At 43.0% G+C, this 20,184-nt stretch carries 18 protein-coding genes, 1 tRNA gene and 1 pseudogene; 17 read left to right on the top strand and 3 right to left on the bottom strand.

Features of this window, described 5'->3' with window-relative positions:
* Nucleotides 1-68 precede the first annotated feature (68 nt).
* Complete coding sequence (locus PWQ49_RS04400) at nucleotides 69-1,169, top strand: CBS domain-containing protein (protein ID WP_300608368.1); 1,101 nt, start codon at nucleotides 69-71, stop codon at nucleotides 1,167-1,169.
* A gap of 23 nt (nucleotides 1,170-1,192) precedes the next feature.
* Nucleotides 1,193-2,548 (top strand): TraB/GumN family protein, encoded by a 1,356-nt coding sequence (locus PWQ49_RS04395; protein WP_300608365.1) that lies wholly within the window; start codon nucleotides 1,193-1,195, stop codon nucleotides 2,546-2,548.
* Nucleotides 2,549-2,795: 247 nt separating this feature from the next.
* Here the strand turns inward: PWQ49_RS04395 and fhcD are convergent, their stop codons facing one another.
* Nucleotides 2,796-3,689, bottom strand: coding sequence for a formylmethanofuran--tetrahydromethanopterin N-formyltransferase (gene fhcD / locus PWQ49_RS04390; RefSeq protein WP_300608362.1), 894 nt, complete (start codon nucleotides 3,687-3,689; stop codon nucleotides 2,796-2,798).
* Between the two features lie 89 nt (nucleotides 3,690-3,778).
* Nucleotides 3,779-4,648, bottom strand: coding sequence for an ion transporter (locus PWQ49_RS04385; RefSeq protein ID WP_300608359.1), 870 nt, complete (start codon nucleotides 4,646-4,648; stop codon nucleotides 3,779-3,781).
* A 131-nt stretch (nucleotides 4,649-4,779) separates the two neighbouring features.
* Here PWQ49_RS04385 and PWQ49_RS04380 point away from each other — a divergent pair, with 131 nt between their 5' ends.
* From PWQ49_RS04380 to PWQ49_RS04315, 14 genes and pseudogenes are all read left to right on the top strand, one after another.
* A complete protein-coding gene (locus PWQ49_RS04380) occupies nucleotides 4,780-5,445 on the top strand; it encodes a winged helix-turn-helix domain-containing protein/riboflavin kinase (RefSeq protein ID WP_300608356.1) in 666 nt (221 codons plus the stop codon).
* Between the two features lie 14 nt (nucleotides 5,446-5,459).
* Nucleotides 5,460-6,188, top strand: a complete 729-nt coding sequence (gene ribB / locus PWQ49_RS04375) for a 3,4-dihydroxy-2-butanone-4-phosphate synthase (protein WP_300608353.1) — start codon at nucleotides 5,460-5,462, stop codon at nucleotides 6,186-6,188.
* A 51-nt stretch (nucleotides 6,189-6,239) separates the two neighbouring features.
* Nucleotides 6,240-6,317: transfer RNA gene (locus tag PWQ49_RS04370), tRNA-Pro, on the top strand.
* A gap of 460 nt (nucleotides 6,318-6,777) precedes the next feature.
* A complete protein-coding gene (locus PWQ49_RS04365; protein ID WP_363321809.1) occupies nucleotides 6,778-7,719 on the top strand; it encodes an ATP-binding cassette domain-containing protein in 942 nt (313 codons plus the stop codon).
* Between the two features lie 2 nt (nucleotides 7,720-7,721).
* Nucleotides 7,722-8,504 carry an ABC transporter permease gene (locus tag PWQ49_RS04360; RefSeq protein ID WP_300608351.1) on the top strand — a complete coding sequence of 261 codons (783 nt, stop codon included), beginning with the start codon at nucleotides 7,722-7,724 and terminating at the stop codon, nucleotides 8,502-8,504.
* Between the two features lie 206 nt (nucleotides 8,505-8,710).
* A pseudogene (gene mutS, locus PWQ49_RS04355) lies at nucleotides 8,711-11,373 on the top strand (DNA mismatch repair protein MutS).
* On the top strand, nucleotides 11,366-13,135 hold the full coding sequence (gene mutL, locus PWQ49_RS04350) for a DNA mismatch repair endonuclease MutL (protein ID WP_300608348.1): 1,770 nt from the start codon (nucleotides 11,366-11,368) through the stop codon (nucleotides 13,133-13,135). The pseudogene mutS and the gene mutL overlap by 8 nt, the downstream one beginning before the upstream one ends.
* 53 nt (nucleotides 13,136-13,188) lie before the next feature.
* Nucleotides 13,189-14,208, top strand: coding sequence for a cobalt-precorrin-5B (C(1))-methyltransferase (locus PWQ49_RS04345; RefSeq protein ID WP_300608576.1), 1,020 nt, complete (start codon nucleotides 13,189-13,191; stop codon nucleotides 14,206-14,208).
* Nucleotides 14,205-14,786, top strand: a complete 582-nt coding sequence (locus PWQ49_RS04340; protein WP_300608346.1) for a cobalt-precorrin-7 (C(5))-methyltransferase — start codon at nucleotides 14,205-14,207, stop codon at nucleotides 14,784-14,786. Before PWQ49_RS04345 ends, PWQ49_RS04340 begins: the two co-directional genes overlap by 4 nt.
* A 192-nt stretch (nucleotides 14,787-14,978) precedes the next feature.
* A complete protein-coding gene (locus PWQ49_RS04335) occupies nucleotides 14,979-15,674 on the top strand; it encodes an energy-coupling factor ABC transporter permease (RefSeq protein WP_300608343.1) in 696 nt (231 codons plus the stop codon).
* The gene (locus PWQ49_RS04330) at nucleotides 15,671-15,955 is read left to right on the top strand and encodes an energy-coupling factor ABC transporter substrate-binding protein (protein WP_300608340.1); all 285 of its coding nucleotides are present in this window, start codon (nucleotides 15,671-15,673) and stop codon (nucleotides 15,953-15,955) included. The genes PWQ49_RS04335 and PWQ49_RS04330 overlap by 4 nt, the downstream gene beginning before the upstream one ends.
* Before the next feature lie 98 nt (nucleotides 15,956-16,053).
* Entirely contained in the window at nucleotides 16,054-16,839 is a 786-nt protein-coding gene (gene cbiQ, locus PWQ49_RS04325) for a cobalt ECF transporter T component CbiQ (protein ID WP_300608337.1), read from the top strand.
* A gap of 4 nt (nucleotides 16,840-16,843) precedes the next feature.
* Nucleotides 16,844-18,151 (top strand): ATP-binding cassette domain-containing protein, encoded by a 1,308-nt coding sequence (locus tag PWQ49_RS04320; protein WP_300608334.1) that lies wholly within the window; start codon nucleotides 16,844-16,846, stop codon nucleotides 18,149-18,151.
* Between the two features lie 127 nt (nucleotides 18,152-18,278).
* Nucleotides 18,279-18,422: a hypothetical protein gene (locus PWQ49_RS04315; protein WP_300608332.1), complete on the top strand. Its 144-nt coding sequence runs from the start codon at nucleotides 18,279-18,281 to the stop codon at nucleotides 18,420-18,422.
* A 5-nt stretch (nucleotides 18,423-18,427) separates the two neighbouring features.
* On the opposite strand, the gene PWQ49_RS04310 is transcribed toward PWQ49_RS04315, so the two are convergent.
* The gene (locus tag PWQ49_RS04310) at nucleotides 18,428-19,195 is read right to left on the bottom strand and encodes an ATPase domain-containing protein (protein ID WP_300608329.1); all 768 of its coding nucleotides are present in this window, start codon (nucleotides 19,193-19,195) and stop codon (nucleotides 18,428-18,430) included.
* Nucleotides 19,196-19,715: 520 nt separating this feature from the next.
* On the opposite strand from PWQ49_RS04310, the gene PWQ49_RS04305 reads away from it, so the two are divergent.
* Nucleotides 19,716-20,184, top strand: a 469-nt coding sequence (locus PWQ49_RS04305; RefSeq protein ID WP_300608326.1) for an S-layer protein domain-containing protein, incomplete at its 3' end; no start/stop codon positions are given.

Here is a 20,184-nt window from a genome sequence, read left to right as displayed (position 1 = left end):
GCAGGATGAAAGTATTCATAATTCTTTTTTGGATAGAGATAAATAAGATCAAATTTAAAAATATTAACATGGCTAGCTCTTTCAGGATTGGAACAATAATGGGTATCCCAATATTGATTCATATTTCGTTTCTTATTGTATTGCCTTTATTTGCTTTGATATTTGCCTCGGCTCCCGTTCCCTATGGTTTCCAGGATGTCCAGCCGGTCTTTTTAAGCTATATTCTTTCATTTATTACTACTATCCTGCTTTTTGCCTGTGTGCTTCTACACGAGCTGGGTCATTCATATTTTGCAAAACGTTACGGGGTTAAAATCCAGAATATCACCCTTTTCCTGATTGGAGGAGTTTCCTCGATGGAAGAAATGCCAAGAAATCCTTCACAGGAAGCCAAAATGGCTTTTGCAGGTCCCATGGTTAGTTTCTTTATAGGTTTTGTGCTTTTTATACTCAATTTTGGTATTACATTACTAGTGGCTTCATACGCTGACACTCCTTTTTATAGACTAGTGGGGATACTGGCTACCATCAATATTGGACTCGGTGTTTTCAATCTGATACCTGCATTTCCTATGGATGGAGGTCGTATTCTACGTGCGTGGTTTGCCAGGAAAATGAATTATGTGCGAGCAACCCACAATGCTGCAGGCGTCGGAAAATTTTTTGCGTTGCTGATGGCTCTTGCGGGTCTTCTTTCCAATCCTTGGAATCTCTGGCTACTTCTGATTGCAGTATTTGTTTATATGGGTGCGTCATCTGAAGAACGTTCAACTGTTATAACGACAACACTTGAAAATGTCCTTGTCAGGGATCTAATGTCTGAAGACGTGGTTGCGGTATCTCCTGATATGAGCATTGATGAACTTACGCAGTTTATGTTTAAACACAAGCATATGGGCTATCCTGTTATGGAAGGTAATGTTTTAAAAGGAATCATTACGTTTACGGACGTGCGCAATGTGCCTCCCATAGATAGGCCTGCCATTCTGGTATCGGATGTCATGACACGGGATGTTGTTTCTATATCTCCTGATGCATCGGCAACGGATGCCTTTAAGCTTCTTACCACAAAAAACATCGGAAGGCTCGTGGTTATGGAAAATGATGAAGTCATTGGCATCCTTTCCCGTACAGACTTGATGCATGCAATGGCGTTGTTAAATGAGTGAAGGTGCATCCCAAGAGGATTAGAATGGAAAGAGAAGCCCGATTAAGTGATTCCAGCAGTCAAGATATAGATTATTCTTACGAAGATGTTTCTTCTTCGGGAAGTCACTCATATTTATCTTCATATAATGACTCTGCTGCAACGATCATGCAAGTCATTGAACCTCACCAATCCCGGATTGTGATAGTCGGGACAGCTCACGTCTCGGAAAAAAGTGTAGAAGAAGTTAAAGAAACAATCCAGCGTGAAAAACCTGATGTTGTTGCAGTGGAACTTTGTCGTGGACGATATGAAGCACTGCAAAACCAGAATCAATCTTCTTCCACTGAGTTACCAATAAAAGAGATGCTCACTGGTGGTAAGTTCTATTTCCTTCTTGTTCAGATCCTTCTTTCCTATGTGCAGAAAAAAATCGGAAGTGAGATGGGAGTTGATCCCGGCTCCGAAATGATAGCTGCTATTGATGCCGCCAAGGCTGAAGGTTATGAAATAGCCTTGATTGATAGAGATATACAGGTTACTATGCAGCGTTTTTGGAGTTCTATGGGCTTTTTTGAGAAACTGCGTATGATGTGGGACCTTATTAGTGCAGCAGTAGGCATTGGTGGAGGTCAGCAGATTGATATGGATAATATCACAAGTCAGGAATCCATCTCAATGCTCACAGAAGAACTCAGGAATACAGCCCCAAATGCAGGCAAGGTCCTGATTGATGAAAGAGATGCCTATATTGCAGGCAGCCTATTAAATTTGGTTTCAGGAGGAGGAAAAACGGTTGTGGCAGTTGTGGGTGCAGGACATAAACCCGGAGTCCAGCGCTACCTTTCCAATCCTTCGACCATTCCACCTCTTTCTTCGCTTATGGAAATTCCCAAATCTCGATTTAGTCTGGTTAAGATAATCGGATTTGGAATAGTAGCCCTTGCATTGTTGACTTTCATACTGCTGATTTTCTCAGGTACACCTCTTAAATTGCTGTTACTGGCTTTTGGCTGGTGGTTTATCATCAACGGTGTGCTCAGTGCCACAGGCGCAGCGCTTGCAAAGGGCCATCCATATTCCATTCTTACAGCTTTTGGAGTTGCATGGCTCACATCACTGAATCCTATGATGGCTGCAGGTTGGTTTGCAGGACTTATGGAGGCAAAACAGCGACGTCCTACAGCCGACGATCTGAAGGAAATTACCGAGCTTGAAACATTCAGTGAAATGCAGAATAACAATTTCTTCAGGGTTATACTGGTGGCAGCCCTTGCAAATCTGGGAAGCGTTATCGGTAGCATAGTTGGTCTCTATATAGTCGTAACCACAACAGGGCTTGATCCTAGAGATATTATTGAAGCTGGTTTCAACAATTTGATGATAAGGTTTGGATTGTAAGAATTTCAATCCTTTAACTTTTTTGATATCTGTTAGGGTGTTTCAGTTTTAGTTTTCTTCAAGAAGTAGCAGTCAGGAAATCTCTGGATTTCCCATAAAAAATTAGTATGATATATGATAAAATTAACATAGATTTGCAAAATGCTATTTTTTAGGTGCATTCTAATTTTAAAAATTAGAGAAAGACGAACTTTAATGCAAGAAAGCACAGGATGTACAAGTAAAAAGTAAAAAAGAAGAAACGACCTCATACAAGGTCGTGAAGGTTGAATTTGTATGGACCGAGGTTTCCGCCATAGTTTCCTGCTGTGATTTTCTTGACACCCGGAACCTTAACGGCACTCTTGATACCTGCGGACATTGCATTTGCCACTGCTTCCTCGCTTATACCATTGATAACGATCTCATACACTGCACCGACATCTTCAGGAATCTCGGTTCCTTCGATCTGATCCCGGATTGAAGGGCAGAATTTCTCATTGGCAGTTGCTTTTAGGAACTTGTATTTATTGGCACCGGGTTTGGAACCGCTGGCAACAATACCACCGGGGAACGGTGTTATGGTTCCTTCAACTTTTTCGATTGCTTCCACAGCAGCTTCCGCAGCGTTCAGGGCACTCATCTGGCAGTCTCCGAAGATAAAGAAGTTACCGCCTGCAACACCGTCTACTGCACCAATGGAGTGCTCTACAATGAAATCGCCTTCCATCATCGGTATCTTGTAGGCTTTTCTTCCACCAACTTCTGTTTCGGATTCAGTGCCATCTGCAAAGAACTTGAGTTTAAAACCGGTATCAAACTGCTTATCGGCATCTGGAAGACCGTTGAAAACAGCAGTTGTTGGCGCAGTCAGTACACACTGGCCTATTCTTTCAAGAAGCTGTTCTTCAAGGGACTTGTAACCGAATGTGCAAAACTGGACATACACACCAGGCCTTCCATCAGGGGTTTCGTCTGCACTGACTACCTTTTCAATGCCCGCTTCTGCAGGGCACATGATAACTGAAGTACCAAAACCAGTAGCTTCCTGGGCTGCGATTCTTGCCCAGCGCTCGTTTACTGCTGTGATAAGGGCTCTTCCGATTTTAATTGGAAACGCTTCTGCAAATGTATCTTCGATTTCGACTCCGTTAATTTCCATGAAAACACCTTTAAAACGTTGTTTTAAGTACAGATTAGATACCCTTTGCAATACAAATACTCTTCGACATTGTTTTGTGATCCTGTGAATCAAAGTTTAGCGCCACAACGCTTGCAGTAAGATGCATCGTTATCATGTGTATCCAGACCACAGTCGGAACAGGTTTTGGAAGTAATGCTATCCTCCTGCTCAAAAATCTGGGCTCCTGTCTCTCGATTTGAAACCTTTATTATGGTATGTGTAACAATACCGGTGGGTACTGCAATTATGGAAAAACCTGTGATCATAATAATCGATGCTATCAGATGACCAAGTGGAGTTGTAGGTACAATGTCACCATAACCAACTGTGGTTATGGTTGTTATTGCCCAATAAATGCTTTCCGGAATACTTGTGAAATCAGGATTTTCATTCTCAACTACATACATAAATGAGCCAAGAATAATCACAAGGTTAAGAACTGCAAAAAGAAAAACCACGATCTTGCGCTGACTTTCACGTAAGGCTTCTATGAGCAGTTCGGCTTCTGTGAGATACTGTACAAGCTTGAGTATTCTGAAAATTCTCAAAAGCCTGAGGCTGCGTATTACCAGCAGGTATTGTCCTCCTGGAAGGAGTATCGACAGGTATGTTGGGAGCACTGCTATAAGATCGATAATCCCGAAAAAACTGAGAGCATATTTCTTTTTGTCCCTAACGCATGCTATTCTTAGTAGGTATTCCATTGTAAAGAGGATGGTGAATCCCCACTCCATTAAATAGAATCTATCATGGTAAGTTGTGCTTATAGATTGCACACTATCAAGCATTACCACCAGCACACTGGCTACTATTACAAGTATGAGTAGCAGATCAAAATATTTTCCTGCAGGTGTATCAGCTTCAAAAATAATATTGTAGATAGATTCTTTCCAGCTTCCTTTCTCAGGAGCGTTTTCATACTTGTATTTGCTCTTCACATGATCCCCCGATTGTTCCAACTATATAATCGGCAGAATAATAATATTGCGTGAAGTGTGAGCCCCAAACATTTATCTATTAAGAAGTCTCATATATGAGACACATCTCACAATTGAGAGGTTACAAATTTATGCATACTATTTCTTCACTCAAGATTCTGGGATTGCTGGGTGCACTTGATCGTCCCATCAAACTTTCTTCGACAGAATTTGCAGAATACCTTTACACAAGCTCGAAGACCGCTGCACGGATACTCAAGATGCTGGAGGAAGAAGGTTTTGTTGAGAGGAGAATTGTTGCAGGCGGACAAATTGTCCAGATTTCTCTTAGTGGAAAAGCCATTCTTGAGAAAGAATATGCCGATTACCGCCATATTTTTGGTGATCATGGGAAACTTGAGCGTGTTGAACTCCACGGTCATGTGGTAACGGGTCTGGGTGAAGGACAATATTACATCGGGCAGGAAGGTTACCAGAGACAGTTTCATGAAAAGCTGGGTTTTTTCCCTTATCCAGGAACCCTCAATATTCATTTGACGGATTTCAGCATGAAGCTGCGTGAAGAGGTGGAGAAGGGTGCAGTGATACCGCTGGCTGGTTTTACTGATGGGAAGCGGACATTTGGGGGTGTTAGTTGTTATCGTGTTTATATTAATGGGATTGAGGCTGCGGTTGTGGTGCCTGACAGGACACATTATCCAAAGGACTTGCTTGAGATTGTTTCCCCTGTGGAATTGCGAAAGGAATTGAAACTCAAAGATGGAGATGAAGTTCGTATTGTTGTTGATGGTAATTAAGAGGAGGTGTATTTATGAAAGATTCTGTTTTTAACTCACGGATTCAAAAAGCAATTGAAGCTATCCGCGAAGGTAAGATGATCTTTATTTTTGATTCGGATGGCAGGGAAGGGGAAACAGATTTTACAATTCCTGCTTTTGCGGTTACACCTGATGACATCAGGTGGATGCGTGTTGATGGTGGAGGACTTATATGTGTTGCCCTTGCAGATGACGTTTGTGAGAAGCTTGGTCTCCCTTTCATGGCGGATATCCTGCATGATGTTGAATCGGATTGGCCTGCCATAAAAAGTATTGCTGAGAGGGACGGGGATTTAAAATACGATAATCGTTCATCGTTTTCTCTCTGGGTAAACCACCGTGAGACAAGAACAGGCATTCCTGACCAAGAGCGTGCCCTGACCATCAATAGGCTTGCAAAAATCAGTGAAATAGCTCGCAATAGTGATGTTGCAGCCGTGGATTTCGGAGCTGAATTCCGGGCACCTGGTCATGTGGCCCTGCTTCGGGCAGCACGCGGACTCATGGAAAACCGCAGTGGACAGACTGAGCTATCCATCGCCATGGCGGAGATGGCAGGCATTACTCCGGCCATGGTTGTCTGCGAGATGCTGGATGACAGAACAGGCAAGGCTCTGGCAAAAGCTGATGCAAAAGCATATGCAGAGAGGCATGATTGCGTTTTTCTCAGCGGAGCCGAGATTACCGAAGCCTACGAATTATGGAAACTTTCATCTGTTTAACAGCAGAAAAAGTGATATAGATATAGTTCGTATTAGGTGCTCAGACCTCGTGGGGCCGTAGGGTAGCCTGGTCCATCCTGCAAGGCTGGGGGTCTTGCGACTTGAGTTCAAATCTCAGCGGCCCCACCAAAAACCCGATATTCAATTTCCAAAATTCGCTTTGGGAATGTAAGGCCGTTTGACATTGGCCAAGGGAACTTTGCTTGTTTTATCCATTTTTTATCAAATTTACTCGATGCTTTTCTACTACAAGTTTCACTTGAACTTCCACATGCGGGAATCCATCGCCTTTAAGCAAGTAAACTTGTGCATTGGAGGGACAAACGTATCAGACAAACCAGAAGTCTTTTCGTTTATGATTTTTCGCCTGTATTCGTATTTGTGATGGTTACGATTCTGACTTCATCCTTTCCACAAGTACATTTGTGCTGTTAGGTTGTCTTCCATTTGTTCCTGTTCAATGAAACAATCCTCGCGACAGATATCGAAAACCCCTTTATTTCCACTCCAAAAACAACAAAACCATCAAATTTATGTTAAACAAGAGAGCCAGTTTGCGATATAGTTAAATTTTTGTGAAACGGTTTCTATTGTACTAATCAAATCCAGTGGTGGTTATAATATCAAACCGGTAATCGTTGCAGAGCATCTAAAAAAGAATTTCAACAGTTTTGTAGCTGTTGATGATGTAAGTTTCACCGTATACAGCGGAGAGTTTTTCGGTTTTCTCGGACCTAACGGAGCAGGAAAAACCACTACTATGAAGATGATACAATGTGTATCACCACTGGATAATGGAAAACTCACTGTTTTCGGAATGGATGTCACCAGACAGCACCGGGAGATCAAAAGTTTCATGGGGGTTGTCCCGCAGGAAAACAATCTGGATCCGGATTTTTCTGTTTACAAGAACCTCTATGTTTATTCACGCTACTTCGATATTCCCAGAAAGGAAGCAGAAAAGCGAATAGAAAAACTACTGGATTTTGTCCAGCTGACTGAGAAAAGGGACACTTTGGCAGATACCCTGTCGGGAGGGATGAAAAGAAGGCTCATCCTTGGACGTGCTCTCATAAATGAGCCCCGATTGCTGATGCTTGATGAGCCAACTGTGGGACTGGACCCCCAGTCAAGGCACATTGTGTGGGATAAGCTCACAGAACTCAAGAAAAAGGGGACCACTATTGTGATGACCACTCATTATCTTGAGGAAGCAGCCCAGTTATGTGACAGGCTTGTGATAATGGACAATGGCCAAATTCTTGTAGAAGGAACCCCTGAAGAAATAATCCAAGAGCATATTGGCAGTGATATTATAGAAACAAAGGATACCGATGAAATACGAATCTGCCTTGATAAAAACAATGCCCGATATGAAGTAATAGGGGACATGATTCAGATCTATAGCAATAATCCCCAGATTATAACTGATCACCTGATGAAACAGTGTAGTCTCGAAAAAATCATTGTTCGCAAGGCAACGCTGGAAGATGTGTTTCTGAAACTTACCGGCAGGAAACTGAGGGACTGATTATGGGATACTTTAGCCTCCCCGATATAACAAGCAAATCCTTTAAGGTCTGGTTACGCAACCGCGATGTGTTCATGAGTACATTCAAGGTAAATTTCCTGCCACCCTTAGTCGAACCAATCCTTTATCTCTTTGCGCTGGGATTCGGGCTCGGGAACTATATCTCGGATATAGAAGGTGTATCCTATGCGGAATTCATCGCTCCGGCACTGATATCCGTATCCTTGATGTACGCAGCTTTTTACGAATGCACGTTTGGGTCATATGTCAGGATGTATTACCAGAAAACTTTTGATGCTATAATCGCAACACCTCTGAATATTGATGAAGTGATAGCAGGTGAATTACTCTGGGGTGCTACCCGCAGTGTCATCAACTCCATTATTGTACTTCCGGTAATGGCGATATTCGGGCTTGTGGTTTTTCCACATTCCCTTTTGATAATCCCCTTCGCATTTCTTGGAGGGATGCTGTTTTCCTGCATTGCGATGTGTTTTACAGCTGTAAGCTCGAATATAAACTCACTGACTTATCCTTCCATTCTTTTCATAATGCCCATGTTCCTTTTCAGCGGAACCTTTTTTCCTCTTTCATTGCTGCCACAGGGGGTCCAGTATTTCGCTCTGGCAACTTTGCCGCTGGCGCATATAGTGATAGTCATCCGCTCACTGACATCCGGCATCCTGGATGTTTCTTTGTTGTTTAGTCTTGTCTGGTTGGTAGTGGCTTCAGCACTTTTTTTCCTGCTTTCAATAAACCTTATGAAAAAAAGACTCATCATCTGAAAAGGAGGAATTAACCTGCAAATGGGGACAGGTGTATTCAGAGTAGGTCTTTCCATCCCCTCCTTCCTCCGTTTGTGAAGCAGCATTCTGGTTTTCTACTTTTTTGATTTATGCTTACTGTTTTCTTACTGTTTGCACTTTACAATCCAAACACAAAAATACCAACAAACAGATAAATCCACCAGACAATTCACTGCGGAGTAAGAATGAGCAAACTAACACCTGCTATGGAGCAGTATTACAGTGCAAAAAAAGAACATCCGGATGCCCTTATTTTTTCAGGATGGGCGATTTCTACGAATCTTTCGGTGAGGATGCAAAGATAATTTCCCGAGAACTTGAGATAGCTCTTACCAGCAGGGGAAAAGGGAAAGACGGCTCAAAAATGCCTCTTGCAGGTATCCCTTATCATGCAATTGATAATTATCTTCCCCGCCTTGTGAAAAAAGGATATAAAGTAGCAATTTGTGAACAACTCGAGGACCCAAAGAAAGCCAAGGGTGTTGTAAAGCGGGGAGTTGTGCGGGTTGTAACCCCGGGAACTGCAATAGATTCCTCTATTCTTACAGATGCTTCCAATAATTACCTTATGTCCTTATCCCAGTATGGGGAGAACTTTGGTATTTCTTTTTTAGATGTATCAACCGGGGAATTCCTGACTACGTGCATACAGGATGCCTTCCCTTACGATGGGATTGCAGCGGAAATATCTCGCATGCAACCGGCAGAACTGATTCTTCCTACAAACCTCATGAAGGAACCAAGGCTGCTCCGCAGACTTGAGGAAATGGATCTCATTGTGCACGAGTTTGTTTCTGAGGCTTTTGATCCGCATGCAGCAAAACAAAAACTGATGGATCACTTTGGCGTCAGAACATTGGAAGGCATGGGTTGCGATAATCTTCCTGCGGCTATTTCATCGGCGGCGGCAGCTCTTGAATACGCTACAGTGACCCAGATGCGGGAGCTGGGACATGTCCAGACTCTCAAGACCTATTCAAATTCTGAATACATGGTTTTGGATTCAATCACCCTGAGAAATCTTGAAGTTGTAAGAAATGTGAGAGATGACGGGAAGGAAGCGACATTGCTCAAGGTACTGGACGAAACTTCCACTCCCATGGGTAGCAGGATTCTTCTTAAATGGCTCACCAAGCCGCTGCTTAATGTGGACGATATCAACAGGCGTCTTGATGCTGTGGAAGAGTTCAACAAGAATACCATGATGCGTTTTGATGTACGCTCACATCTTTCCTATGTCAGGGATATAGAAAGGCTGGTTGGAAGAGTTGCTTACGGTAACGGTAATGCTCGGGATCTGGTAGCCCTTAAAAACTCCCTGCAGTCTGTAGGTCCGATTCTTGAATCAATGAGCCAGGAGAATCACAGTTCCTTGTTACAGGAATCAATTGATATCCTGAAATCTTTTTCCGCAAGGGAGGAACTTATTGGATGCATTGACCGTGCAATTGTTGAAGAACCGCCTCTTTCTGTCCGGGAAGGGGGAATGATCAAGCCGGGTTACAACAGCGAATTGGATGAATTAAGGGAAATATCCAGCAATGCAAAATCATGGATTGCATCTTTTCAGCAACAGGAGAGAGAAAGGACCGGAATTAAATCCCTGAAGGTCGGTTATAACAAAGTCATAGGTTACTATATCGAGATCACAAAAAGCAATATCCCACAGATTCCGGAAGACTATATTCGAAAGCAGACTATGGCAAATGCTGAAAGGTTTTTCACTCCTCAACTCAAGAAATGGGAGAGTAAGATTCTATCTGCTGATGAAAAAATAGTTGCACTTGAGCACCGTATTTTTACGGAACTCTCCTCTTATGTTGCCTCTTTTTCCAGGGAATTACAGGATACCGCATCCTGCCTGGGAAGACTGGACGTACTGGGATGCCTTGCTGAGGTAGCTGCCAATAACAACTATGTGAGACCAAATATTACAAACGATTGCAGGATAATTGTTCGAGAGGGCAGGCATCCCGTAGTTGAGAAATCTGTTGAAGGGAGCTTTGTGCCAAATGATATTGAGATGGATTGCTCTGACAGCCAGTTCCTTCTCATAACAGGTCCCAATATGGCGGGAAAATCAACCTATATGAGACAGGTGGCCTTGATAGTAATCATGGCACAGGCAGGTTCTTTTGTACCTGCATCTCATGCTTGCATCGGCATTGTTGACAGGGTTTTCACAAGGATTGGAGCCTTTGACGATCTTGCAAGCGGGCAGAGTACTTTTATGGTGGAAATGGTGGAGCTTGCCAATATCCTGAACAATGCCACTCCCCGCAGTCTTATTCTGCTGGATGAAATCGGAAGAGGGACAAGCACCTATGACGGTTATAGCATTGCCAAAGCAGTTGTGGAGTATATTCATAATAAGGGGCGTGTGGGAGTAAGATCACTCTTTGCAACCCACTATCACCAGCTTACGGATATTGCAGATCAGCTCAAAAGGGTGAAAAATTACCACATTGCCGTGAAAGAAGAGGGCGATGAGCTTGTTTTCCTGCGAAAGATTGTTCCCGGGGCTACAGATAAAAGCTACGGTATTCATGTAGCAAGACTTGCTGGGGTGCCCCGCAAAGTTACAAAACGTTCTCAGGAAATCCTTAATGATATTGAAAATGAGAGTATAATCAGCAAGGAAAACACTGCTGAGAGAAGACGCAGTTCTACTGCAAAGTATACCCAGGTTTTACTTTTTGATCCCTATGCGGGACAGGACAATGACTATGGCACTGAGATACTTAATGAAATCAGGGATCTTGATCTCAATAATATGACTCCCATTGAATCATTTAATAAGCTTCATGAGTTCCAGAAAAAGATAAAGGAGAACGAACTCAATGGATGACAATCATCGTATACATGTGCTGGATGAAGAAACCATCAATAAAATCGCAGCAGGGGAGGTGATAGAGCGCCCGGCATCGGTTGTTAAGGAGCTTGTTGAAAATTCCATTGATGCTTCTGCTACTGATATTCGAGTGGAAATAAGGGGGTCAGGTTCTAAAATGATTTCGGTCATGGATAATGGCGAGGGAATGAGCCGGGAGGATGCCAGACTTGCATTCACCAAGCACGCAACAAGCAAGATCAAAAACATTGAAGACATTCAAGCTGTTCTGACACTGGGATTTAGAGGTGAGGCTCTTTCCTCCATTGCTGCAGTTTCCCGGGTGGAACTTGTGAGCAGGAAACATGATGCCCTATCTGCCGTGAAGGTGCATGTAAACGGCGGGATCGTTGAGGAAGTTAGTGAAATTGGTTCATCTCCTGGGACAAAAGTTGTAGTGAAAGATCTTTTTTACAACACTCCTGCAAGGCGCAAGTATCTTAAAAGTCCCAGAACCGAACTTTCCCACATAACTGATACGGTAATGCGTCTGGCACTTGGCAATCCGCAGGTGTCATTTACACTCGTAAGCGAAGGCCGGGTGACACTTCGTGCACCTGCAGGTGACATATTTGACAGGATAATCCAGTTGCTTGGAAGCGATATTGCAAAATCCATGCTTCCGGTAAACTATGAGGGGGAACTGGTAACTGTTTCAGGTTACATCTCCAAACCCGAGATAAGCCGGACCGGGAAAGACATGCAGTATTTTTTCGTTAATGGAAGAAGTATTGCTTCAGTGGCCATGAGCAATGCCATACTTCTTGGTTACTACACGCTTCTCCCAAAGGGCAGATATCCTCTTGCTGTTCTGGATGTGCGTGTAAACCTCAGGGAAGTCGATGTAAATGTGCATCCTGCAAAACGCAGGGTTCGTTTTAGTCGTGAATCCGATGTAATGGATGATCTTACCCGGGCGGTGGAGAATACTCTTGCTGATCAGGAACTTGTTCCTGAAGCGAAACTGGCAAAAAAACAACCTTTCCAGACTTCCCTGCATTCTGGAAAACCTGTGCATGAAGCTGGAAGTCCTGTCATAAAGGAAAGCAAAGCTGCATACAGGGCACCGTTAAAAGACACCGAGAGGCGCCTCAAACGATCTGAAAGGGAACTTGAAGGAAAATCTCCGGACAATGTCGCATTTGTTTTGAAGGATATGAGGGTAGTGGGGCAGGTGCATAATCTCTACATAATTGTGGAGACCGAAGACGGGATTATGCTAATTGATCAGCATGCTGCACATGAAAGGATAATGTATGAGCAAATACGCAAAAAAGCAGCCGGGGGTTGGCAGGAACTTCTGGAGCCTGTGACTATTGATCTGACGCCTCGGGAAAAAGTAATAATGCAGGAATATATACCCTATTTTGAAGAGATGGGTTTTGCTATTTCGGAATTTGGTCCCAGTACCTATATTATAACAGCAGTCCCGCATGTTTTCGGAAAAGTGCAGGATCCTTCTGGCATCCGTGATCTAGTCTCTGAAATTCTCTCAACCGGCAGGATACAGGATAAAAGTAGTATTTATGATCATATGTACAAGACAATGGCCTGCAGGGCTGCGATTAAGGCGGGGGCTTCTTGCACAGTTGCACAGATGAGGAATTTGCTGGAGCAGCTTGAAATGGCTGAGAATCCGTTTACCTGCCCCCATGGGAGACCAACAGTTATTCGCCTGACTATGGATGAACTTGCAAGACTTTTCAGGAGAACAGGTTGATAGTATAAAGCAAGTCGGTACTTTTATAACTTTAAAGCTGTGATTTGATGACAATGATCGACCCTGTGAACAAATCAAAAATCCCTGATGAATGGCTGGAAAAATCCAGTTTTCCAAGAGATGAATTGGAAGAAGGCATCAAAAACGGTCTGCTTGTGGTGCTGAGTGATGGTTCTGTGCTCAGACGAGGCTATACTACAGGAACTACAGCTGCAGCAGCTGCCAAGGCTGCTGTCTTGTCCATGGGGAAAGATGTTTCCCAGATCTCGGTGCCGACACCATCCGGTGTGCGTGCCCATTTTAATGTGGTTGAGGCAAAGGACGGTTATGCGAAAGTTGCCAAAATACAGAATGATCACGAGTCAGATATAACAAGGGGACTTGAGTTTGTGGGTCATGCAAAGCCTTCTGATACGATTTTAATTACTGCAGGTGAAGGTGTGGGTATTGTCACAAGGGGTGGTTTACAGGTCAAGAAAGGCCTTCCTGCAATAAACCCGAAACCTCTGGCACAGATCAGGGCTGCCGTTGAGGAAGCGGTTGAAGAGCTGGGACTTGCCGGAGTGAAAGTGGAAATATCCCTGCCTAAAGGAGTGGAAATAGCTAAAAAGACCCTCAACTCTACAATTGGGGTAGAAGGCGGCATTTCAATTCTTGGTACTACAGGGTTTGTTGAACCCTGGAACGATCACCTCGGGGAGATGAAGAGTGACTTAATCCGTTCTTCCCGCAAAGTTGTTCTCACCACAGGGCGTATTGGCATTCGCTATTCCACAATGTTATTCCCTGATTACACGGTTGTGCTTGCAGGCAGTCGCATTTCCGAAGGACTTGAGGCAGCAAGCGGTGACGTGGCTATTTGCGGTCTTCCGGGACTCATTCTTAAGTGGGGCGATCCGGAGATACTCAAGGACACCGGTTTTGCCACGGTTTCGGAAATGATAGAGAGGGAACCTGAAGGCAAGCACCTGAAAGAGGCTTTCAGGAAAACTGTTGAGAAAGCAAAAGGTGCTCGTGTGGTCATTGTTGATCGTGATGGGACAGTCTTGATGGACAGTGAGGATGTAGAATGATCATCGTGGGTGTAGGTGTAGGACCTAACATGCTTACGGAGGAGGCGATTGAAGTCATAAGCACTGCCTCTGAAGTTTACGGTTCACCGAGATCCCTTGAGCTTGCAGCTAAGTACATAGCTGGTGAGGGTAAGCGTATAAAAGACTACAAAAATCTGCATAAGCTTCCGGAAGATGCTGTGGTGCTTTCTACGGGCGATCCCATGTTTTCTGGTCTTGGCAAGTTTGCTGGAGAAGGTGATCGTATTATTCCAGGAATTTCTTCCCTACAGGTCGCGTGCGCAAAAACCGGTGTGGATATGGCAGGGCTTGCAGTCATAACTGCGCATGGCAGGGATCCGACTCCTGCAAAAAAAGATTTTCTGGAACAAATCAATCTGGGGAAAAATATTTTTCTTCTTCCTGCTGACACATTCGGATCAATTGAAGTTGCCGAAATCCTGAAAGACAGGGGAATTGATGCCAGCATTTATGTATGCGAGAAGTTTGGCTATCCGGATGAACGTATTACCCGTGGAACGGTAAACAATCCGCCGGTAGCTGAAACTTCTCTTCACTGTGTGGTAGTTGTTTTTTAAGATCCAATACATTTGTCTTACGTTTCTTAACATTTTTCATACTTTCGAGGGGAGGGGGCATTCGTTATAATTTAATAAACTTTAATTGATTTAAGGAACAGGTATTTATAGAATAACTTCTTTAAAAAGCCAATTAGTCTTTATTTCACTAAAGTGAAATTGTTATAATTTGTTATAAAAAGAGGCGATGAAATGCATATATCCGAAGGTTTCTTACCCGGGCCGTGGTGGTGGATCTGGTTCGCAATTTCCATCCCGGTGATATTCTTTGGTATGTACAGAATGAACAAACTCATCAGTGAAAGACGTGAACTTCTGCCCCTGCTTGCAGTTGCGGGTGCATTTATATTCGTGCTTTCTTCCCTGAAACTGCCTTCTGTGACAGGAAGTTGTTCACACCCCACAGGTACGGGAATGGCTGCAATTCTCTTCGGTCCGGCAATAACTGCCGTACTGGGTACAATTGTGCTGCTTTATCAAGCTCTTTTCCTTGCCCACGGTGGATTCACAACCCTTGGTGCCAATGTGGCTTCAATGGGTATTATCGGGCCCGTAGTTGCTTATGTGATCTATAAGGCAGGAATGAAAGCCAACATAAATTTCTATGTTGTTGTGTTTCTTGCAACCGCTTTTGCGGACTGGGCTACATACGTTGTCACGTCGATACAACTTGCATTGGCTTTCCCGGCGGAAGCCGGCGGCGCAATGGCGTCGTTCCAGTTGTTTGCAGGAATTTTTGCCATGACCCAAGTACCTCTGGCAATTATGGAAGGTGCACTTACTGCCCTTGTCTTTAAGTACATTGTACAGGTTAAGAGTGATGCTCTTGTGGAGCTTAAGGTTATTACCTCAGAAACAGCAGAGAAGCTAAGGGGGGTAGTTGCATGAAAGGAGAACTGATTTTTGTTGCTCTTGTGGTGCTGTTTGCGGCATCATTCTTTTATACAATGTCCATGCATCCTGATTCCGAATTTGGAGGTGCGGATGGTGAAGCTGAAGGTGTGATTGCTGAAATCAATCCTTCTTATGAACCCTGGATAGGCAATCTAGGTTTTGAACCACCCAGCGGTGAAATCGAAAGCCTGCTCTTCGCCCTCCAGGCAGCAATCGGTGCAGTAGTAATCGGTTATTTCTTTGGATATTACAGGGGAAAAGGTCAGTCTGACTGACCTTGATATTTCTTTTTTGAAATTTACGATACATATTAATAGACTGCTTTTAATAGACTGGTTTCAAAAGCACAGGATAAACATTTCAGGTTAATATTATGACAAAAATGCTGGATGATTATGCTCTTATGAGTCCTTTACGGTACACCAATAACTGGCTCAAGATCGGTCTGGTATTATTCGGTATCCTTATGGGAGTATCATCCGGTTCCCCGGCAGTTCCTTTTTTGATAGCTTTATGCATGGGGACTGCAACGGTTGTTATTTCAAAGATGCCTTTAAAGCAATATCTGAAAATACTTTCCGGACCAGCTTCTTTTGTTATCCTGAGTGTCATTGTTATCGCTTTTTTCTTTGGTGGAGGACAGGAACTCTTTGGTTTTAACGTTCTTAGCTATCATCTGGGAGTTAATGTAGAAGGTCTTGAAATGGCTTTTCTTGTATTTTCCAGAACATTGGGAGGTATGACGTGTCTTTTCTTCCTTGCACTGACAACTCCAATGGTAGAGCTTTTTGCAGTGCTTAAAAAATCAAAACTTCCGGATTCTTTCATTGAAATTTCAATGATGATGTATCGCTACATTTTTGTTTTTCTGGAAGTGGCGCTAAGCATCAAATATGCACAGACTGTTCGCCTTGGTTATAAGGATCTGCGAACTTCTCTTAATTCTCTTGCAATGCTTGCTTCCACATTGTTCCTGAGATCATGGGAACAGGGTGAGAAAATATTCATTTCAATGAATGCAAGATGTTATGATGGGAAAATGGCTTTTTACGAGGAGACCAGACCTCTGAGAGCTCCTGAGACAATTTTGGCGCTTTTCTATGTGGTTGTAGTTGTCTTTGTGTGGTATATTACCAATGGAACGGGTTGGATGAGGTGAAGAAATGATAATACTGGAAACTCAGGATCTTAAATTCTCATATCCCGATGGGACAAAGGCTATCAAAGGTGTTGATATCAAACTGGAAAAAGGAAAAAAAATAGCCTTTGTCGGTCAGAACGGTTCAGGGAAATCAACTCTTTTCCTGCTGCTTAACGGTACCTTAAAGCCTTCTGGGGGCAGAATATTATTTGATGGGGAAGAGTTGCAATATGACTCAAAATCACTTAAGAAAATACGCCAAAAAATAGGCATAATTTTCCAGAATTCAGATGATCAGATATTTGCCCCTACAGTGTACCAGGATATTGCTTTTGGTCCTTCAAACCTCGGTCACAGCAAGGAAAAAGTCAAGGCAAAAGTTAACGAAATGCTGGAATACTTCGGGATTGAAGATCTCAAGGGTCGTCCGCCTCATCATTTGAGTGGCGGTCAGAAGAAAAGAGTAGCAATTGCCGGCGTTGTTGCAATGGAACCTCAGGTTGTTATTCTGGACGAGCCTCTTGCAAATCTGGACCCGGTTGGTGCTGACGAGTTAATGGATGTCCTCAATGAACTCAATCATATGGGAACGACCCTTATCATTTCAACTCATGATGTGGATCTTGCATACAGGTGGGCTGACTATGTGTTTTTCCTTGTGAAAGGGGAGATCATAGGAGAAGGCAAGCCTGTGGATGTTTTCAGGGATACTGAACTATTGCAAAAAGCACATCTGCGCCTTCCGATAACGTTTGATATCTACCGCGAAATCGAAAGGCGGAACCTTGCCCATTCCGGTAGGAACCCTAAAACAGTGCCGGATCTGGTGAATGCTCTCAAACCTCCAGATCTGATGTGGGTGGAAGTTCCGCCGGAAACACAGGTGGGAGAAGTCCTAAACCTTGGCGTTCTGTATGGTGAATATGCCCTTGATTCCCCATATGAGGCTGTGAACGGGAAGGTTTTACATATCCATTCCAACGGGAAAGCAATTGTGGAACTTACAAGGCATGGATTCAAAGCCGGAGGAATCATAATCTATGATATGGATAGATTCGATCCCGAAAGTTTAAAACACTTTGTTCTTGATGGTGGGATAGATGTTATCGGGGCCATGGGTAAACGCAGCAAAACCCTTGCAGAACAGCATTGCATTGCTGTAAATATTTCTTCTGGTGTAATAGACAGGGCTATTCTCATGGCGCTGTGCGGTAAAAGATGTATGATACTGACTAATGGAGGAATGATCCCTCATTCATTAAATCGCATTAATGAGTATATAAACAGAAGTGGAATTGCAATCAGTGTATCGATTGCAAATCCACAGTAATCTTTTTTCCTGTTTAATCTGCTTTTTGACTTGACCAGAAGTCTCAGAATTTAAAGGTTAAACTAATGGTTACCGACTAACGGAACAACTATATTTCCCAAGATCAAATATGTATAGGTGATAAAGCATGAACTACAGATGTTCTATCTGTCATGGAAGGATGAATCGCTGGAAGTATCCTCCAATTAAGCGCTATGATAAGTTTGGCCGCACTCTGGTTATTTACAAATGCGTGGAATGCGGCAACGAAGAAGCATTTCCGGATATCTAATTCCTTCAGAAATTGGTATTATATATTTCTTCGTGGGGGTGGATTACAATGCCTTCTTTTGTAATATCATAGGGGTGCACTTTCATACTGTGATCAGATCCTCGCATTTTGTAGACTTCCATACTGCGGAAGCGGATGTTGTCACGCCTGTCATAGTATAATGCGAAGGTGCCGTCTGTGACAAAATTTTCAATCCCAAACCGAGAGGGTTTTGATTCATCAATAATCTCACAGGTCATCATGGATGTCAAACCTATGATTTCAAGTGTTGTGCTGAGCCTAAGGAGCTCTATCCTTATTCTTGCCGGGTCCTGCAGGTAAAAACTAATAGAAGTTGTGGAATCCACGAGTGCTCTTTTAGCATCAATTTCTTCCTGGGTTGCAATGATCTGGTCCATCAGAGAACGGGTATCACAAGGTCTGACATCAACATACTTTTCCTGGGAAGGAATTCCTATTTTTGTAGAGCAGGCATCTATAATAGCAAGCTTTCCTTTATCTTCAAGAGCCTGAAGATCCCATCCAAAATTAAGCATGTTTTTCCGAATTTGTTCGGGACGTTCTTCTGTTGCTACTATAATTCCGTTTTCACCGTAGTTTATGATACCATTGTAGATGAACTGGATAGAAAAGATTGTCTTCCCCGCACCGGAGGTGCCTGAGACAAGGTAGGTCCTATCCCGAATGAGTCCCCCACCGCAAAGCTCGTCAAAACCAGGAATGCCGGTTTTAACCCGATTGGCGGCATCCTCTGCCGATATTTCCTCTGACATAATATAAGAGCACTCCTTGTTTTACAGGCAAGTCTCTGCCTAATAATGAAATCAAATTTATTTCGTATTAAGATTATGGAAAGTCTTGCATATAAAGGTATTCAAAAACAAAATTCAAGGATAGCATTAAGCTTTCTTCAGGAATTTATATTTTATTGAATTTTTTATTTGAATTGCCCTTTTAAATCTTAAAAATAGTAAAATCGACAATATACGAATATTTCATCGTAAATTTGCGTTTAGCTATTTAATAAATGGAAAATCCTTTCGGCACATGTCGTTGTAAATGTCGATATTCACTATCAAAAAAAGCGATTTTTCGGTTAAGAGACCACAAAAGATTTAAAAGGAAATTGTCTTATTACAAAGTTGCTAACCAATATGACGGGATTAGAGGGTGATGAGTTGACTTTCGTCAATGGACGTTTTCTGTCCGTTGGTGGAAGAATTGATTGAACATATGTTCATTCCAATAATCACTTATTACCTTGACCTTAATAAATTAGAACGGAGGAAAATAATGAAGAAATTACTGACATTCGCAGTAGCCGCATTAATGGTTCTGGCAGCTGTTGGTGCTGCAAGCGCTGCAATAACAGTGGACTCTGTTGAAATCAGAGGCCCAATATACAACGGTAGCGATATTGATAATATCGTTGCCACTTATGGCAATGGTGACTATGTAGAAGTAACCGCAACAAATTTTGCCGGATTCTGGTATGATATTGATGAGAACGACTCTACTGAAGTACTTAGAATCTCTAATGCTAGCAGTACAGATGGGAGAGAACTTGCAGAAGAGTACGGTCTTACTTATATTACCTACATCAACGAGACTGCTTACGAGGGGTTCGAAGGTAACTATAACATCATAGGTTTCTTTGCAGAACCATACGTGCCTCTGACAGATTCTACCCCTGACAAGCTTGCTAAACTGATGTTTGACGACGATGAAAAGTACACTCTCAGAGTTGGTGAATCTCTTGACC

Source organism: Methanohalophilus sp., from assembly GCF_030156785.1.
Classification (GTDB): domain Archaea; phylum Halobacteriota; class Methanosarcinia; order Methanosarcinales; family Methanosarcinaceae; genus Methanohalophilus.
This window is presented reverse-complemented; position numbering and strand designations above follow the sequence as displayed.

Bases quoted from the DNA above. Each gene is read 5' to 3' on its own strand.
- PWQ49_RS04400 (WP_300608368.1), top strand. From the start codon at position 69: ATGGCTAGCTCTTTCAGGATTGGAACAATAATGGGTATCCCAATATTG.
- PWQ49_RS04395 (WP_300608365.1), top strand. From the start codon at position 1,193: ATGGAAAGAGAAGCCCGATTAAGTGATTCCAGCAGTCAAGATATAGAT.
- fhcD (WP_300608362.1), bottom strand. From the start codon at position 3,689: ATGGAAATTAACGGAGTCGAAATCGAAGATACATTTGCAGAAGCGTTT.
- PWQ49_RS04380 (WP_300608356.1), top strand. From the start codon at position 4,780: ATGCATACTATTTCTTCACTCAAGATTCTGGGATTGCTGGGTGCACTT.
- ribB (WP_300608353.1), top strand. From the start codon at position 5,460: ATGAAAGATTCTGTTTTTAACTCACGGATTCAAAAAGCAATTGAAGCT.
- PWQ49_RS04360 (WP_300608351.1), top strand. From the start codon at position 7,722: ATGGGATACTTTAGCCTCCCCGATATAACAAGCAAATCCTTTAAGGTC.
- mutL (WP_300608348.1), top strand. From the start codon at position 11,366: ATGGATGACAATCATCGTATACATGTGCTGGATGAAGAAACCATCAAT.
- PWQ49_RS04345 (WP_300608576.1), top strand. From the start codon at position 13,189: ATGATCGACCCTGTGAACAAATCAAAAATCCCTGATGAATGGCTGGAA.
- PWQ49_RS04340 (WP_300608346.1), top strand. From the start codon at position 14,205: ATGATCATCGTGGGTGTAGGTGTAGGACCTAACATGCTTACGGAGGAG.
- PWQ49_RS04335 (WP_300608343.1), top strand. From the start codon at position 14,979: ATGCATATATCCGAAGGTTTCTTACCCGGGCCGTGGTGGTGGATCTGG.
- PWQ49_RS04330 (WP_300608340.1), top strand. From the start codon at position 15,671: ATGAAAGGAGAACTGATTTTTGTTGCTCTTGTGGTGCTGTTTGCGGCA.
- cbiQ (WP_300608337.1), top strand. From the start codon at position 16,054: ATGACAAAAATGCTGGATGATTATGCTCTTATGAGTCCTTTACGGTAC.
- PWQ49_RS04320 (WP_300608334.1), top strand. From the start codon at position 16,844: ATGATAATACTGGAAACTCAGGATCTTAAATTCTCATATCCCGATGGG.
- PWQ49_RS04315 (WP_300608332.1), top strand. From the start codon at position 18,279: ATGAACTACAGATGTTCTATCTGTCATGGAAGGATGAATCGCTGGAAG.
- PWQ49_RS04310 (WP_300608329.1), bottom strand. From the start codon at position 19,195: ATGTCAGAGGAAATATCGGCAGAGGATGCCGCCAATCGGGTTAAAACC.